Annotated in this window: 15 protein-coding genes; 2 read left to right on the top strand and 13 right to left on the bottom strand. The window is 75.3% G+C overall.

Translation table 11 applies throughout. From position 1 onward, the window contains the following. Positions 1-115: 115 nt before the first annotated feature. From KPF22_RS03755 to ftsH, 7 genes are read right to left on the bottom strand one after another with little or no spacing between them, the layout of a single operon-like run. Positions 116-1,963 carry a PrsW family glutamic-type intramembrane protease gene (locus KPF22_RS03755; protein WP_224401236.1) on the bottom strand — a complete coding sequence of 616 codons (1,848 nt, stop codon included), beginning with the start codon at positions 1,961-1,963 and terminating at the stop codon, positions 116-118. 48 nt (positions 1,964-2,011) lie between these two features. Further along, a complete protein-coding gene (locus KPF22_RS03750) occupies positions 2,012-2,548 on the bottom strand; it encodes a DUF3180 domain-containing protein (RefSeq protein WP_224401235.1) in 537 nt (178 codons plus the stop codon). After that, on the bottom strand, positions 2,545-3,060 hold the full coding sequence (folK, locus tag KPF22_RS03745; protein ID WP_208826373.1) for a 2-amino-4-hydroxy-6-hydroxymethyldihydropteridine diphosphokinase: 516 nt from the start codon (positions 3,058-3,060) through the stop codon (positions 2,545-2,547). Before folK ends, KPF22_RS03750 begins: the two co-directional genes overlap by 4 nt. Further along, entirely contained in the window at positions 3,057-3,422 is a 366-nt protein-coding gene (gene folB, locus KPF22_RS03740; protein ID WP_178375735.1) for a dihydroneopterin aldolase, read from the bottom strand. The genes folK and folB overlap by 4 nt, the downstream gene beginning before the upstream one ends. Continuing rightward, positions 3,419-4,297: a dihydropteroate synthase gene (gene folP, locus KPF22_RS03735; RefSeq protein ID WP_224401234.1), complete on the bottom strand. Its 879-nt coding sequence runs from the start codon at positions 4,295-4,297 to the stop codon at positions 3,419-3,421. The genes folB and folP overlap by 4 nt, the downstream gene beginning before the upstream one ends. Before the next feature lies 1 nt (position 4,298). After that, positions 4,299-4,913, bottom strand: coding sequence for a GTP cyclohydrolase I FolE (folE, locus tag KPF22_RS03730; protein WP_374107449.1), 615 nt, complete (start codon positions 4,911-4,913; stop codon positions 4,299-4,301). Between the two features lie 32 nt (positions 4,914-4,945). After that, the gene (gene ftsH / locus KPF22_RS03725) at positions 4,946-7,450 is read right to left on the bottom strand and encodes an ATP-dependent zinc metalloprotease FtsH (RefSeq protein ID WP_224401233.1); all 2,505 of its coding nucleotides are present in this window, start codon (positions 7,448-7,450) and stop codon (positions 4,946-4,948) included. A gap of 345 nt (positions 7,451-7,795) precedes the next feature. Between ftsH and KPF22_RS03720 the strand changes: the two genes are divergently transcribed. Then, a complete protein-coding gene (locus KPF22_RS03720) occupies positions 7,796-8,806 on the top strand; it encodes a serine protease (RefSeq protein ID WP_208826375.1) in 1,011 nt (336 codons plus the stop codon). A gap of 7 nt (positions 8,807-8,813) precedes the next feature. On the opposite strand, the gene hpt is transcribed toward KPF22_RS03720, so the two are convergent. From hpt to dacB, 4 genes are read right to left on the bottom strand one after another with little or no spacing between them, the layout of a single operon-like run. Next, a complete protein-coding gene (gene hpt, locus KPF22_RS03715; protein WP_062398476.1) occupies positions 8,814-9,374 on the bottom strand; it encodes a hypoxanthine phosphoribosyltransferase in 561 nt (186 codons plus the stop codon). A gap of 59 nt (positions 9,375-9,433) precedes the next feature. After that, positions 9,434-10,564, bottom strand: coding sequence for a tRNA lysidine(34) synthetase TilS (gene tilS / locus KPF22_RS03710; protein ID WP_374107448.1), 1,131 nt, complete (start codon positions 10,562-10,564; stop codon positions 9,434-9,436). After that, entirely contained in the window at positions 10,543-11,628 is a 1,086-nt protein-coding gene (locus KPF22_RS03705) for a zinc-dependent metalloprotease (protein WP_224401232.1), read from the bottom strand. The genes tilS and KPF22_RS03705 overlap by 22 nt, the downstream gene beginning before the upstream one ends. A gap of 41 nt (positions 11,629-11,669) precedes the next feature. Continuing rightward, positions 11,670-13,079 carry a D-alanyl-D-alanine carboxypeptidase/D-alanyl-D-alanine-endopeptidase gene (gene dacB / locus KPF22_RS03700; RefSeq protein ID WP_062398478.1) on the bottom strand — a complete coding sequence of 470 codons (1,410 nt, stop codon included), beginning with the start codon at positions 13,077-13,079 and terminating at the stop codon, positions 11,670-11,672. Between the two features lie 226 nt (positions 13,080-13,305). Between dacB and KPF22_RS03695 the strand changes: the two genes are divergently transcribed. Next, a complete protein-coding gene (locus KPF22_RS03695) occupies positions 13,306-13,794 on the top strand; it encodes an inorganic diphosphatase (protein ID WP_073576771.1) in 489 nt (162 codons plus the stop codon). Between the two features lie 42 nt (positions 13,795-13,836). Here KPF22_RS03695 and KPF22_RS03690 read toward each other — a convergent pair whose 3' ends face one another. Next, positions 13,837-15,048 carry an acetyl-CoA C-acetyltransferase gene (locus tag KPF22_RS03690; protein WP_224401231.1) on the bottom strand — a complete coding sequence of 404 codons (1,212 nt, stop codon included), beginning with the start codon at positions 15,046-15,048 and terminating at the stop codon, positions 13,837-13,839. Between the two features lie 13 nt (positions 15,049-15,061). Then, entirely contained in the window at positions 15,062-15,514 is a 453-nt protein-coding gene (locus KPF22_RS03685) for a MaoC family dehydratase (protein WP_208826381.1), read from the bottom strand. Between the last annotated feature and the right edge of the window lie 148 nt (positions 15,515-15,662).

Here is a 15,662-nt window from a genome sequence, read left to right as displayed (position 1 = left end):
AGCGCCCGCCTCGCGAACGCTCCGCTCCACAACCGGTGATCATGGAACGGGGTGGGGGCGGGCGGGCGGTCCCCGGCGCCCCGGATCGGCCCCGATCGGCCCCGATCGGCCCGGGTCAACGGGCGGCGGGACGGTCCGGGTCGTCGTCGGGGCGGAGCATCGGGCGGGTGGGGCCGGGGTCGGACGGGTTGTCGTGGTGGCGGCCCCGGGGCTCGGCGGCGGGTGGTTCCGGACGGCGGACGGCCCGGGTGAGGTGCTCGTCGCCTCCCCCCGGGGCGGGTCCGGCGGCGCCGGGGACCGCGGGGCCCGGCGCCGGCGAGGCGGACGGTGCCGGACCGGACACCGGGGAACCGGGCGGCTGGTGTCCGGGTGACGGCGAGCCCGCTCCCCGGCCGCCGGGGACCGGACCGGGCCCGGCACCCGGCTGGCCCGGACGTCGGGCCGGCTCCTGCGGACGGCCGGGCACGCCCGGGCCGTCGGAGCGGGCCTCGGGATCGGCCGACCCCGGACCGCGCGGGCCGGCCGGACGGGCGCCGCCGGGCGGTCCCGGGGTGTACGGGGCCGGTGTCCGCGGCGCGCCCGACCACGGAGCGACCCGCGGTCCCTCGGGTCGCCCCCAGGGCGCGGCGGTCATGAGCGTGTCCGGGCCGGGCGGGAGCGGCGGCACGGCGGGCCCCGCGGAGGCGGACGCGCCGCCGCCGTCGGGGAAGGTCGGGATCCGGAACTGGCCGGAGAAGCTGCCGTCCGGCGCGGCCGGGGGCGGCGGCTCCCAGTCCGACGGACGCTTCCGCGCCCAGGCCGCGACCAGCGCCTCCGGCACCCCGACGGCGACGGCGCGGGCCCGCAGCACCGCGGCCAGCTTCTCGTCGTGCAGGGCGTGGGCGCTCTCCTTCACCGCGCCGCGCGCGATCCGGTTCCGCATGAACGCCAGCTCGGTGACCGCGGACTGGTACTCGGCGACGGCCTTCGCCGCGGCCGGGCCGGAGCGGCGCCGCACCAGCGTGCGCCAGCCCTTCCGCCGGGACAGCCGGGCCAGCAGGGTCACCTCGCTCGGCGCGATCCAGCCCGCGGCGGCGAAGCCGGGCAGCTGCGCGGCGACGATCCGCGCCTCGCGGCGACGGGCGAACACCACGAGCAGGATCAGCCCGACGAAGATCGGGACCATCACGAACAGGTAGATCTGGAAGAAGCCGCCGGGCGTCGCGGCCAGCACCGACGCGCCGTTCCACAGCGCGTGCAGCACCACCGCGGCGACGTAGCCGGCGATCATCGCCAGCACCCGCACCCCGATGCTGCGGCTGGCCACCGCGATCCCGGCGGCGATGCCGATCATGCAGGTGAACAGCGGGTGCGCGAACGGCGAGGCGACACCGCGGACGAACAGCGTCGCGAGCACGCCGGCCGACTCCGGCTCGGACACCGCGCGGCCGAGGTAGAGGATGTTCTCGCTGAACGCGAACCCGGCGGCGACGATCCCGGCGTAGACGACGCCGTCGACGATCCCGTCGAACTCGCGGCGCCGGAACAGCAGCAGCCCGACCAGGAACATGCCCTTGGTGAACTCCTCGACGACCGGGGCGACCACGACCGGGCCGAACAGGTCGCCCGCGCCGCGCCCGGCGGCCGCGTCGAGCACCGCCGAGGCACTCGTGTTGATCAGCAGGGCGACCAGCGCGGCGAACCCGGCGCCCCAGAGGAACGCGCCCATCAGCATCCGCGGCGGCTCGGGCTCCCAGCGGTCCACCCAGAGGAACGCCGCCACCACCGGCACGACCGGCAGCAGCGCGGCCAGGGTCCCGACGATCACCCCCGGTGTCCCGATCGCGCGTTGCAGCACCCCGATCGTGATCACCGCGAGCAGGGCCAGCACCACCAGGCCGACGACCGGCAGCAGCACGCCCCGTCGCTTGGCCGACGGCGCCGGCACCGGTGTGTACGGGCGGCCGAGCGTCGGGGACGTCATGACCGTCCAGCGTAGAGAACCGGCCCCGCCCGCGCGGGGGGACGCGCCTCAGGTCGAGCGGATCCCACCGTCGGTGTCGTCCGGGTCGTCGGGGGCACGGCAGCAGTACTCCAGCCAGAACGCGGCGCCGATCAGCAGCAGCGCGCTGACCACGCCGATCCCGGCGACGACGCTGTCCCGGAACGCGGCCACCACGACCGCGGCCCGCGGCAGCGTGTGCATCAGCACGCCCACCCACAGCCCGGCGACCACCGCGCCGCCGACCGCGGAGGCCTTGGCGAGCAGCACCGCCCGGGCCGCGACGAGCGGCGGTACCGGGACGGCCCCGTTCCGCCGCTCGATCCGGCGCCGCAGCACGACCCCGCCCGCGGCCTCGGCGGCGGCGAGGACCGTGACGACGACCGCCGCGGCGACCGGCAGCGTCGGCAGCGACCCGTAGGTCAGCTGGACGAGAATGTTGCCGAGCAGGGCCGCGACCACGGTGATCGCGGCGACGTCGCGGACCCGGGTCGGGCGCACGGTCGGGCGCGGGTCGCCGTCCGGGCCGCGGCCGGGGCGCCGTCCGCCCGGTCCGGGCGCGGTCATGCCGGGTCCCGCAGGACGACGTCGTCGCGGCGGTGCACACCGGCACGGCCGTCCGGGCCGAGCCGGTCCAGCAGGTCGGCGACCGGCCCGTGCCCGTGCAGGACGGCGCCGGGCTCGGCGAGCAGCCAGGGCAGCAGCACGGTGGCCCGGTCGGGGGTGCCCGGGTGCGGCAGGAGCAGCTCCGGGTCGTCCGAGGTGACCGGGGCGCCGTCGTCGGTCACCTGGACGACGTCGACGTCGAGGGTGCGCGGCCCCCACCGCTGCTCGCGGACCCGGCCCGAGGCGTCCTCGAGTGCCTGTCCACGGCGCAGCCAGCCCCACGCATCGAGTCCCGGGTCGTCCGCGACCAGCACCGCGTTGAGGAAGTCCGGCTGGTCGGTCACGCCCCACGGCGCCGTCTCGAACACCGGCGACACCGCCACGACGGCCGTCCCCAGGTCCGCGACGACCGTGCGCAGGTGCGCGGCCCGGTCGCCCAGGTTGGAGCCGAGGGACAGGACCGCGCGGGTCACGCCCGGCTCCGGGTCAGGACGACCGCGACGTCGTCGAAGGTCAGGGGGATCGGCGCCGACGGCTTGTGCAGCGTCACCTCGACGGCGGCGACCCGGGCGTCGTGGTCCAGTACGGCCTGCGCGATCTCCCCGGCGACGGCCTCGACGAGGTCCCGGGCCGGACCGCCGACGATGCCCGCGGCCAGCTCGGCGAGCTCGCCGTAGTGCAGCGTGTCGGCCAGGTCGTCCGAGGCGGCGGCGGGCGCGAGGTCGGCGTGCACCACCAGGTCGACGACGAACTCCTGGCCGTCGCGACGCTCGTGGTCGAACACGCCGTGGTTCCCGCGGACCCGCAGCCCCCGGAGCTCGATCCGGTCGCTCACCGCCCGGTCTCCCGCGGGGTGCGGGCGCGCGAGGCGCCGAGCCGGCAGGCGGCGGCGACCGCGATGGCGTCCATCGTGGACTCGACATCGTGCACCCGCACGCCCCAGGCGCCCGCGTTGGCGGCGAGCGCGCTGACCGCGGCGGTCGCGATGTCGCGGCCCGGCGGGGTGCGCGGCTCGCCCTCGGCCGAGGCCAGGAGCTCGCCGAGGAACCGCTTGCGCGAGGCCCCGACCAGCACCGGGAAGCCCAGGTCGACGAACACGTCGAGCCGGCGCAGCAGCGCCCAGTTGTGCGCGGCGTTCTTGGCGAACCCGAGACCGGGGTCGAGCACGATGCGGCCGGGGTCGACCCCGGCCATCACGGCGTGGTCGACCCGGGCGACGAGCTCGGACCGGACCTCGCCGATCACGTCCTCGTAGCCCGCGAGCTGCTGCATGCCGGCGCTGTGCCCGCGCCAGTGCATGATCACCCAGGGCGTCCGCGACTCGGCGACGACCGCGGCCATCCGCGGGTCGGCCAGGCCGCCGGAGACGTCGTTGACCATCGCCGCACCGGCCTCGACGCAGGCCTGCGCGACCTCGGACCGGGTCGTGTCGACGCTGACCCGCACGCCCGCGGCGACGAGCTCGCGCACGACCGGCAGGACGCGGTCCCGCTCGGTCGCGGCGTCGATCCGCTGCGCCCCGGGCCGGGTCGACTCCCCGCCGACGTCGACGAGGTCGGCCCCGGCGTCGCGCATCGCGACGCCGTGTGCGACGGCGTGCGACCGGTCGACGTAGCGGCCGCCGTCGGAGAACGAGTCGGGGGTGACGTTCAGGATCCCCATGACCGCGCAGCGGCCGAGCTCCGGCAACGCCCCGCCGGGGGCGACCATGTCAGCGCCCCCTGATCAGCGAGAGCGCCTCCGCGCGGGAGGTCGCCGAGCTCTTGAACAGCCCGCGCACCGCCGAGGTGGTGGTGCGCGACCCCGGCTTGCGGATGCCGCGCATGGCCATGCACAGGTGCTCGGCCTCCAGTACGACGATCACCGCGCGCGGGTTCAGCTTGCGCACCAGGGCGTCGGCGATCTGCGCAGTCAGCCGCTCCTGGACCTGCGGGCGCTTGGCGTACAGGTCGACCACCCGGGCCAGCTTGGACAGGCCGGTGACCTGGCCGTCGACGGCCGGGATGTAGCCGACGTGGGCCACCCCGTGGAAGGGCACGAGGTGGTGCTCGCAGGTGGAGAACATCGGGATGTCCTTGACCAGCACGAGCTCGCCGTGGCCCTCGTCGAAGGTCTTCTCCAGCACCGTGTCCGGGTCGACGAACAGGCCGGCGAAGATCTCGCCGTAGGCGCGCGCGACCCGGGCCGGGGTCTCCTTGAGGCCCTCGCGGTCCGGGTTCTCCCCGACCGCGATCAGCAGCTCGCGGACGGCGCGCTCCGCACGGTCCAGGTCGACCCCGCCGGGTACGGCCCGGGTCACCCCGGGCGCCACCGCGGCGGACTCCACCGGTCCGGAGCGTCCGTCCGTCGTCGACGTGCTCAGTGTCCTGCCTCCGGGTCGTGTCCGCGTCGCTGCTCGCCGGCGCCGGGATCGTTCGCACCACCCGGCGCGCCGTTGCCGTGCGCGCCGTTGCCGTTGCCGCCGTCGCCCGCTCCGGGACCGGACCAGGGACCGCCTTGGGCGGGGCCCTGCGGCCCGCCCTGCTGCTGCGGCTGCGGCTGCGCCCAGTTCGGCGGCGGCCAGCTCTGCCCCTGCGGGGTGGTCGCGGGCCGCCAGTCCGGCGGGGCGCCGTAGTTCGGGGCGACGGCGGGCGCCGGGGGCTGTCCCGGTCCGCCGTAGGACCCGGCCCGGCCGTAGCCGTGGGCCGGGGCGCCGTGCCCGTTGCCGGGCGCGCCGTAGCCGTTCCCGTTCCCGTTGCCGCCGCCGTGCCCCTGGCCGCCGTCGCCGGGGCCGTAGCCGCCGTCGTTCGGGGCGTCCGGGCGGCTCGGGGCCGAGCCGCCCGCCGGGAACGGGGAGGCGCCGGGGGTGCCGGGCGCGTCGCCGTAGCCGTTGGCGGAGCCCGAGCCGACCTCGACCGGGGTGCGCTCGTCCTCCTCGGGCGGCAGGACCTCACCGCGCTCGTGCGCCAGCTCGCGCCGGGTCTTGATCGGCGGCTTCTCCGACGGCGTGCGCACGCCGAAGTCGTCGAACGCGGTGATCCGCGGCCGCTTCTCCACCGACCCGAAGATCCGCTCGAGGTCCTTGCGGTTCAGGGTCTCCTTGTCCAGGAGCTCCAGCACCAGGTCGTCGAGCACGTCGCGGTAGGTGTTGAGGATCTCCCACGCCTCGGTGTGCGCGGCCTCGATGAGCTTGCGCACCTCCTCGTCGATCTCGTGGGCGACCTCGAGCGAGTAGTCCGCCTGGTTGCCCATCGAGCGGCCGAGGAACGGGTCGCCCTGCTCGCGGCCGTAGCGGACGGCGCCGAGCTTGGCGCTCATGCCGTACTCGGTGACCATCGCGCGGGCGATCTTGGTGGCCTGGTCGATGTCGGAGGACGCGCCGGTCGTGGGCTCGTGGAAGACGAGCTCCTCGGCCGAGCGCCCACCCATCGCGAACACCAGCCGCGCGATCATCTCGGCGCGGGTCATGAGGCCCTTGTCGTCCTCCGGGACGACGAGCGCGTGCCCGCCGGTGCGCCCGCGCGGCAGGATCGTGAGCTTGTAGACCGGCTCCAGGTCCGGCATCGCCCACGCGGCCAGCGCGTGCCCGCCCTCGTGGTAGGCGGTGATCTTCCTCTCGCGCTCGGAAACGATCTTCGACTTGCGCTTCGGACCACCGACGACCCGGTCGACCGACTCCTCCAGCGCGGCGCCGTTGATGAGAGTCCCGTGCTCGCGGGCGGTCAGCAGCGCGGCCTCGTTGATCACGTTGGCCAGGTCGGCACCGGACATGCCCACGGTGCGCTTGGCCAGCGACTCGAGGTCGACGTCGTCGGCGAAGGGCTTGCCCTTGGAGTGCACCTTCAGGATCGCGCGACGGCCCGCCAGGTCGGGGGCGCCGACCGGGATCTGCCGGTCGAACCGGCCCGGGCGCAGCAGCGCCGGGTCCAGGATGTCCGGCCGGTTCGTCGCGGCGATCAGGATGATGCCGCCGCGGGCGTCGAAGCCGTCCATCTCGACGAGCAGCTGGTTCAGGGTCTGCTCGCGCTCGTCGTGCCCGCCGCCGAGGCCGGCTCCGCGCTGGCGGCCGACCGCGTCGATCTCGTCGACGAAGATGATGCAGGGCGCGTTCTGCTTGGCCTGCTCGAACAGGTCGCGCACCCGGGAGGCACCGACACCGACGAACATCTCGACGAAGTCGGACCCGGAGATCGTGTAGAACGGCACGCCCGCCTCACCGGCGACCGCACGGGCCAGCAGCGTCTTGCCGGTGCCGGGCGGGCCGTAGAGCAGCACGCCCTTGGGGATCTTCGCGCCCAGGGCCTGGTAGCGGCCAGGGTTCTGCAGGAAGTCCTTGATCTCGTAGAGCTCCTCGACCGCCTCGTCGGCGCCCGCCACGTCCGCGAACGTGTTCTTCGGCATGTCCTTGTTCAACTGCTTGGCCTTGGACTTGCCGAAGCTCATGACCCGGTTCCCGCCGCCCTGGGCGTTGTTCAGGAACCAGAACAGCAGGATCAGGACCAGCGCCAGCGGGATCATCGTGATCAGCAGCGTGGAGAGGAAGGAGTCCTGGCGGACGACGGTGTCGTACTCGGCGATCCCGGGGACCTGGCGGACCTGGTCGAAGATCTGACCGGAGATCTGCGCCGGGTACTGGGTGAGGATCTGGGTCGTCTCGTTGCCGTTGACCTCGATCGGGCGGTCCAGCGTGAGGCGGAGTTGCTGCTCACGGTCCTCGACGAGGGCGTCCTTGACGTTCCCCGACTGCACCTGGGAGAGCGCGACCGACGTCGTGACCTCGGTGTATCCGCGGGTGTCGTCGAACAGCTGGCTGAACCCGAGATAGATCAGGAGTGCGACGAGGATCCAGATCAGCGGGTTGCGGAGCAGGCGCTTGCGGTCCATGCAACGTCGGCCTGGGTGGCCTTCACCTTCCCGGGAGTGGTTCTCGGCAGCGGCGGCGGACGGTGTACCGCCCCGCCGGAGGGCCCTGACCCGCCAGGATAGCCCCACGGTGGGTGGCGTGCTCCGGACGGACCTGGCCGGACCGCCCGGTGAGCGGGCGGCCGATCGGTGAACGAACCGGCGACCTGCCCGGTTCCCCCACAGGGGTGTCCCGACGCACACGTCGACACCGTGGTGTGGGACAACTGTGCAGCACGCTCGGTACCGGGACGGCGGCGGAGGGCAGCGGCGCCCTGCTCCGTCCGGTCCAGCGGCGATGGTCTGCGGGTCGGGAGGGACGATCGGATGGCGCTGCACGCGGTGGCCGGACCCCGGCGGACGGTGTCGGTGCTCGCCGCCGGTCTCGCCGCCGCGGCGGCACTGGCGGTGTTCACCGTGCCGGTGGGGACGGCCGCCGCCGTGCCCGTGATCCCGCCGCCCGCGGCCGCCGCACCGACGCCGCCGGTCGTGACCGCGCCGCCGGCGACCACCGCCCGGGCCGAGGCGAGCGACCTCGTGCCGCACCCGGCCGTCGTCGCGGGGCCGGGGTCGATCGGCCCGGGGACCGTCACCGAGACCACCGGCGCGGGCCTGTGCACGGCCGGGTTCGTGTTCACCGCGGGCGAGCGCACCTTCCTCGGGCAGGCCGCGCACTGCGGCGGCACCGGCGACGAGACCGAGACCGACGGCTGCACCTCCGACGCGGTGCCGCTGGGCACCCCGGTGCTGGTGCACGGCCGCGACGGCACGGTCACCGGGACGCTGGCGTGGAGCTCGTGGAACACCATGCAGGCCCGCGGGGAGCGCGACCCCGACGTCTGCGCCTACAACGACCTCGCGCTCGTCGAGCTGCCCGCGGGCGCCCGCCCCTCGGTGGGCGCCGCGGTGCCGTTCTTCGGCGGTCCCGGCGCGGTCCGCACCGCGCCGCTGCCCGCCGGCACCCCGGTCTACGGCCTGACCAACCCGCCGGGCGCCGGCGGCGTCCGCACGGTCGGGGTGCGCGCCGGTGCGGCCGCCGCCGAGGTCGGTGGCGGCTGGGGACACGCGGTGTTCGCCGTGCAGGACGGCGTCGCCGGGGAGTCGGGCAGCCCGCTGCTCGACGCACAGGGCCGCGCGATCGGCGTGCTGTCGAGCCTCACCACCACCGACGACCTGCCCAGCATCGAGTACACCGACCTGGCGAGGGCGTTGGACTACGCCGCCCGCACCGACGGTCCGGCCGGTCTGGCACTCGCCGGCGGGCCCGCGTTCACCGCGGCCCCGGCCGGGGTGGACCCGCGCGCGCTGGCCACACCCGCCGGGCCCGGGCTCGGCTGAGCCGCGCTCAGGCGTAGACCGACGGGTCGAGCGTGCCGATGTAGGGCAGGTCGCGGTAGCGCTCGGCGTAGTCGAGGCCGTAGCCGACGACGAACTCGTTCGGGATGTCGAAGCCGACGTAGCGGACCGGGACGTCGACCTTCACCGCGTCCGGCTTGCGGAGCAGCGTCACGACCTCCAGCGACGCGGGCGAGCGGGTCTGCAGGTTGCCCAGCAGCCAGTTCAGGGTGAGCCCCGAGTCGATGATGTCCTCGACGATCAGCACGTGCCGCCCGGCGATGTCGCGGTCGAGGTCCTTGAGGATCCGCACGACGCCCGACGACGAGGTCGACGAGCCGTAGGAGCTGACCGCCATGAACTCCAGCTGGGCCGGGATGGGCAGCGCGCGGGCGAAGTCGGTCATGAACATGACGGCGCCCTTGAGGACGCCGATCAGCACGAGGTCGGACTCGCGGCCGTCGCGCACGAGGCCGGTGTAGTCACCGGCGACCTGCTGCGCCAGCTCCGCGGTCTTCTCGCGCACCTGCTCCTCGGTGACCAGCACCGAGGAGATGTCCCCGTCGTACACCCGACCCCCCTCGCACGGACCGTGTGACGGCCCGGTCGACGCCTCCACCGGACCCGCGGTCACGCCCGGTCACGCGGCCGGCTGCGGCGGCGCAGCACGAGCCTGCCACGGGCGCGGGTCAGCACCAAGCCGCCGCCCAGCGCCGGTCCGCCCTGCCCGCGCCAGGCCCCGACGAGGTCGTCGGCGGCCCGCAGCTGCGCATCGGTGAGGGCCCGCGCGCCCGCTCCGGCGAGCCATTCCCGCAGGACCCGGCGTCGTACGGCGGGCTCGGCAGCCGCCAGGACCCCGGTGTCGAGCGCGGCACCGACGGCCTCCGCGACCCCCGCCGCACCCCCGGCCGGGTCGTTCACGGCGGTACCCGGTGGTGAGCCGTTGTCGCCGGAATCACCCGGCCCGGTCTCCCCCGCCGGTGCGTCCCGCTCACCGTCCGTGGCCACGCGGGCCGCGGACAGCAGCCGGGCCGCGGCGACGGAGAGGGCGGCGTCGTCGTCGTGGAGCTGGTCCGCGGTGCGGGCGAGCGCGGCCGCGACCCCGCCGCCCAGGACGTCCTCCAGCAGCGGCAGCACCTCGTGGCGCAGCCGGGAGCGGGCGAAGCGGGGGTCGGCGTTGTGCGGGTCGGCCCAGACCGCGACGCCGGCGGCCGCGCAGGCGGCGACGGTGTCGGCCCGGCGCACCCCGAGTAACGGGCGCAGCCACGGCTCGGTCCACTCACGCATCCCGGACAGCGAGCGGGCCCCGGAGCCCCGGCCGAGGCCCAGCAGGACGGTCTCGGCCTGGTCGTCGAGGGTGTGCCCGAGCAGCACCGGCGACGACGGCGTCGGCCGCGCCGCCCGCAGCGCCCCGTACCGGGCGGCCCGGGCCGCGCCCTCGGGGCCGCCCGCGGCGCCGACGACGACCGGGTGCACCGTCGCCGTCACCCCGAGCCCGCGCAGCACCGTGGCGAGCTCCGCCGAGCGCTCCGCGGACCCGTCCTGCAGCCCGTGGTCGACGACGGCGGCGTGCACCGGCCCCTCGACCGCCTCCCGGACGGCGAGCACCAGCGCGGTGGAGTCGGCCCCGCCCGAGCAGGCGACCAGCGGCGGGGCGGCGGCCGCGCCGGCGGGCAACCGGTCCAGTGCGGCCCGCACGGCGCGCCGGACCCGGCCCGCCGCGGTGGGCCCGTGAACCGTCAGGCGACGCGGCGCAGCCACGCGGCGGGGTCGTCCAGCTCGGCGCGGGTCGGCAGCGTCTCCGGCGACTCCCAGACCCGGTTGATCCCGGCCATCCCGGCCTCGCGCTCGACGGCCCGGCAGAACGCGGCGCCGACGGCGTACTGGCGCATCTTCGCCTCGACCCCGAGGAGCGCGCGCAGGATCCGGTCGATCAGCCCGCCGCCGCGGCGGCGCTCGGTGAACCGGCGCCGGATGAGCGCGACGTCGGGGACCACGTCCGGCCCGACGGCGTCCATGACGTGGTCGGCGTGCCCCTCCAGCAGGGTCGACAGGGCGAGCAGCCGGTCGAGCACGGCCCGCTGCTCGGGGCCCTGCAGCAGCTCGACGAGCGCGAGCACGTCGGCCTTGCGGCCGTCCTCGCCGCGCAGCGCGCGGATCGCGTCGGGCAGCCGGGCGAGCCGCGCGGTGTCCGGTTCCTGCAGCGACAGCAGCTCGGTGACCAGCCCGGAGAAGTGGTCGCGCAGCCACGACACCGCGGTGAACTGGAGCCGGTGGGTGGCCTCGTGCAGGCAGACCCAGAGGCCGAACTGGTCGCCGTCGACGTCCAGCGAGCGCGAGGCGGCGTAGACGTTCGGGGCGACGACGATGAGCCGCCCCGCCCCGCCGGGCCCGCCGAACGGGTCGTACTGGCCGAGCACGCGGGCACCCATGTAGGCGAGCAGCGCGCCGAGCTGCACCCCCGAGCCGGCCGCGGTGACCGTGCGCAGCGGCCACGGCGAGTCGGGCAGCCGGGCGCCGGAGGTCAGCGCCTCCATCCCCCCGACGGCGGCACGCGCCCAGGCGGGCCGGTCCAGTACGTCGGCGGGCAGCAGCGGCAGGTCCGCCCCGAGGCCGGTGACCTCGCGGACGTGTCCCTCGGCGCGGGCGGAGTCGGTGCGCAGGCGCTCCACCAGCGCGCCCGCCACCGCGGGGGTGGTGCGGGGCCCGGCGGGCATCAACGATGCCGCCGTCGACGCGGCCAGGGACCAGTTCACCGGCAGTCCGGCGGCGGTGCGGTCGGGCCGGGGGCGGCCGGTGACCGGGCCGGTCGTGTCGGTCTCCATGCGTCCCACGCTACCCGCGACGACGGGGGCGCGAGTCCGGGTCAGCCGCGGCAGCCGCAGCGCGACAGCGTCGCCGCGATGCGGTCCAGCGCGGGCCGGGCGTCGGCGGGCGAGGTGCCGTTGGACAGCAGCGCGAACACCAGCAGCCTGCCGTCGACGTCGGTGACGACCCCGGCGAGGCTGGAGGCGCCGGACAGCGTGCCGGTCTTGGCGCGCACGACACCGCGCCCGGCGACCGACCGCGGGTCGCCGAACCGGTCGGCGAGCGTCCCGCCACCGCCGGCGACCGGGAGCCCGGTGAGGATCGGGCGCAGGAACTGCACGTCGGTCGGGCTGTCGGACTGGGCGGCGGCCGAGGACAGCACCGCGCCGAGCAGCCGGGCCGGGATCAGGTTGTCCCGGGACAGGCCGCTGCCGTCGGCGAGCTGCAGCCCGGACACGTCGTAGCCGGCCTGGACCAGCGCCTCGGTGACGGCCTTCGAGGCGCCGTCGAACGAGGCCTCGCCGTCCTTGGAGACCGCGACCTGGCGGGCCATCGCCTCGGCCGTGACGTTGTCCGAGGCGGTGAGCATGTACTCGATGAGGCTCGCGATCGGCGGGGAGGACACGCTGCCCAGTACCGGCGCGTTCGCGGCGGCGACGCCCTCGCGGACGTCGGAGGCGCCGAGCGCGCGGGCCAGCGCCTTCCCGGCGGCCGCGGCGGGGTCGGTGCTGCGCGGGCCGTCCTGCTGCAGCGGGTCGGTGCGCCCGCCGTCGAGCATCAGCGCCGACATCGGGGCGACGTAGCCGTCCGCGACGTCGGTGGGCCCCCAGCCCGGGGACTCGGCCGGGCCCTTCCAGAGGCTCGCGTCGGTGTAGACCGTCGTGATCGGGCGGCCGACGGCCTTCTTCACCTGCTCGGCGAGGTCGGCGATCCGCGCGGGCTCCGGGTAGAGCCCGTCCTGCCCGTCGGGCAGCGCGGTCAGCGACGGGTCGCCGGACCCGACGAGGACGACCGAGTCCGGGGACGGACCGGGCACGACCCGGGTCGCGAGCCGGTCGGTCGGGTTCAGCGACAGCAGCGCGGCCGCGGCGGTGAGCAGCTTCGTCGTGGAGCCGGGGACCATGCCGCGGTCGCCGTCGCGCTCCCAGATCGGCTTGACCCCGCGCGGGGCCGCGGAGTCCATGACGACCCCGGTGACCTCGCCGAGCTCGGGCGCGTCGAGCTGGGAGGACAGGGCCTGGGTGATCCCGGCGGCGCTCGGCACCGGCGCCGTCGGTGTGAGCGGGCGCAGCGCGGGCATCGGGACCGGCGGGTACTGGGTGGCGGTGGTGCCGAGCCCGAACGAGCTGCGGGCGTCCGGCCCGGCCAGGGCGACGGCGCCGAACAGCGAGGCCAGTGCCATCACCGCGACCGCGACCACGGCGAACCGCCGGTAGCTGCGCTCCGGCCGGCGATGCCTGCGTCCCACGGACCCTCCTGTACCTGCTCGTCCGGCGGCCGACCTGCCCGCACGGTGGTGCGACGCGGGCCACATCGGCCCGATCCGCCCTCACCGGCGTGCACCCGTGCCCACCCGGTCCCTCACACTAGGGGGCAGCACCGACACCGCCGGAGCGGGCGGGCCAGCGGCCCCGCCCCGGATCCGGTGGAGCCGTGACACAAGACCGCTGACCCTCTTCAAGGAGCAACGAACCGTGGACTTCGACGTCACCATCGAAATCCCCAAGGGCGGCCGGAACAAGTACGAGGTCGATCACGAGACCGGACGTATCCGGCTCGACCGCACCCTGTTCACCGCCACCCAGTACCCCGCCGACTACGGGTTCATCGACGACACCCTGGGCGAGGACGGGGACCCGCTGGACGCCCTGGTCCTGGTGCAGGAGCCGACCTTCCCCGGGTGCGTCATCCGCTCCCGCGCGATCGGCATGTTCCGGATGAAGGACGAGAAGGGCGGCGACGACAAGGTCCTCTGCGTCCCCTCGGACGACCCCCGCCAGGAGCACCTGCGCGACATCCACCACCTGGCCGAGTTCGACCGGGCGGAGATCCAGCACTTCTTCGAGATCTACAAGACCCTCGAGCCGGGCAAGAGCGTCGAGGGCGCGTCCTGGGTCGGCCGGGCCGACGCCGAGCGCGAGATCAAGGCGTCCTACGAGCGCGCGAAGAACGCCGGGCACTGACCGGTCGCCGGGGCGGCCGTACACGGCCGCCCCGGGTACGGGTCACACCTTCTCGAACACCGCGGCGAGCCCCTGGCCGCCGCCGATGCACATCGTCTCCAACCCGTAGCGGGCGTCGCGACGCACCATCTCCCGGGTGAGCGTGGCCAGGATGCGGCCGCCGGTGGCGCCGACCGGGTGCCCCATCGAGATCCCCGAGCCGTGCACGTTGGTGCGCTCGAAGTCGGCGTCGGTGAACTTCCACTCCCGCGTGCAGGCCAGGACCTGCGCCGCGAACGCCTCGTTCAGCTCGATCAGGTCGATGTCGGCCAGGGTCAGCCCGGCCGCGTCCAGTGCCTTGGCCGTCGCCGGGACCGGGCCGATGCCCATCGTCTTGGGCGGGACCCCGCCCAGGCCCCAGGACACGACCTTCGCCAGCGGGCGCAGTCCGAGCTCGGCGGCGGACTCCGGGCTGGTCACCACGCAGATCGCGGCGCCGTCGTTCTGGCCCGACGCGTTGCCCGCGGTCACGGTGGCGTCCGGGTCGTCCTTGCCCAGGATCGGGCGCAGCGTCGCCAGCTTCTCGACCGTCGAGTCGGGGCGGACGTGCTCGTCGCGCTCGACGACGGTGTCGCCCTTCCGGCCGGGCACGGTCACCGGGACGATCTCCTCGGCGAACACCCCGGACTCCTGCGCGGCCGCCGCCCGGTGGTGCGAGCGGACGGCGTACTCGTCCTGCTCGGCGCGCGGAATGGCGTAGTCGCGGCGCAGGTTCTCCGCGGTCTCCAGCATCCCGCCCGGCACCGGGAAGTTCTTCCCGCCAGCGGTGACGCGGCCGCGGGCCAGCGAGTCGTTCAGCATCACGCCGGGGCCGCCCTTGACCCCCCAGCGCATCCCGGTGGAGTAGAACGACGCGCCCGACATCGACTCGGCGCCGCCGGCCAGCACGACCTCCGCCGCGCCCGTCCGGACCTGGCCGGCCGCGTAGAGCACGGCCTGCAGGCCCGAGCCGCAGCGGCGGTCGATCTGGATGCCGCCCGCGGTCACCGGCAGGCCGGCGTCGAGCGCGGCGACCCGGCCGATCGCCGGAGCGTCCATCGTCGGGTAGCAGTGGCCCAGCACGACATCCTCGACGACGTCGGGGTCCAGCCCGGTCCGCTCCATCAGGGCGCGGATCACGGTCGCGGCGAGGGTGTGGGCAGGGACGTCGCGCAGCGACCCCCCGAACCCGCCGACCGGGGTCCGCAGCGGCTCGCAGATCACCGCATCACGCATGGGTTCTCTCCTCCTAGACGAACTGCCGGGTCAGCCATTCGGCGACCAGGGCGGGCTTCTCGGATCCCTCGATCTCGACGGTCACGCCGATGGTGAGCTGGACGCCGCCGGAGACGTCGCTGACGTCGGTCAGCTCGACCCGGCCGCGGATCCGGCTGCCCACCGGCAGCGGGCTGGTGAACCGGACCTTGTTGAGGCCGTAGTTCACGCCCATCTTGACCCCGTCCACCTTGTAGACGGACTGGACCAGCTTGGGCAGCAGCGACAGCGACAGGAAGCCGTGGGCGATCGTGGCGCCGAACGGTCCGGACGCGGCCCGCTCGGCGTCGACGTGGATCCACTGGTGGTCGTCGGTGGCGTCGGCGAAACCGTCGATCCGCTCCTGCGTGACGGTCAGCCAGGGCGAGGTCCCGATCTCGGTCCCCTTGGCCGCCCGCAGCTCGTCCACTCCGTCGAAGACGCGCATCTGTCACTCCGTTCGTGGTGCGTGATGGGTGATCCGTTTCCAGCCTTCCCTACCGCACCGCGGGCCGCCGGGGGGTGCGACGTCGTCGAACACACACGCCCCGCACCACACGACCGGTGCGGCTTCGTTATGGTCACCCCGTCAGGAG

This window comes from Pseudonocardia sp. ICBG1034 (assembly GCF_020131375.1).
GTDB lineage: Bacteria > Actinomycetota > Actinomycetes > Mycobacteriales > Pseudonocardiaceae > Pseudonocardia > Pseudonocardia alni.
Note: the sequence above shows the minus strand (reverse complement) of the source record. Positions and strands in the feature narration are given on the sequence as shown.

Coding starts and splice junctions, on each gene's coding strand:
- KPF22_RS03755 (WP_224401236.1), bottom strand. CDS start 1,963: ATGACGTCCCCGACGCTCGGCCGCCCGTACACACCGGTGCCGGCGCCG.
- KPF22_RS03750 (WP_224401235.1), bottom strand. CDS start 2,548: ATGACCGCGCCCGGACCGGGCGGACGGCGCCCCGGCCGCGGCCCGGAC.
- folP (WP_224401234.1), bottom strand. CDS start 4,297: ATGGTCGCCCCCGGCGGGGCGTTGCCGGAGCTCGGCCGCTGCGCGGTC.
- ftsH (WP_224401233.1), bottom strand. CDS start 7,450: ATGGACCGCAAGCGCCTGCTCCGCAACCCGCTGATCTGGATCCTCGTC.
- KPF22_RS03720 (WP_208826375.1), top strand. CDS start 7,796: ATGGCGCTGCACGCGGTGGCCGGACCCCGGCGGACGGTGTCGGTGCTC.
- KPF22_RS03705 (WP_224401232.1), bottom strand. CDS start 11,628: ATGGAGACCGACACGACCGGCCCGGTCACCGGCCGCCCCCGGCCCGAC.
- KPF22_RS03690 (WP_224401231.1), bottom strand. CDS start 15,048: ATGCGTGATGCGGTGATCTGCGAGCCGCTGCGGACCCCGGTCGGCGGG.
- KPF22_RS03685 (WP_208826381.1), bottom strand. CDS start 15,514: ATGCGCGTCTTCGACGGAGTGGACGAGCTGCGGGCGGCCAAGGGGACC.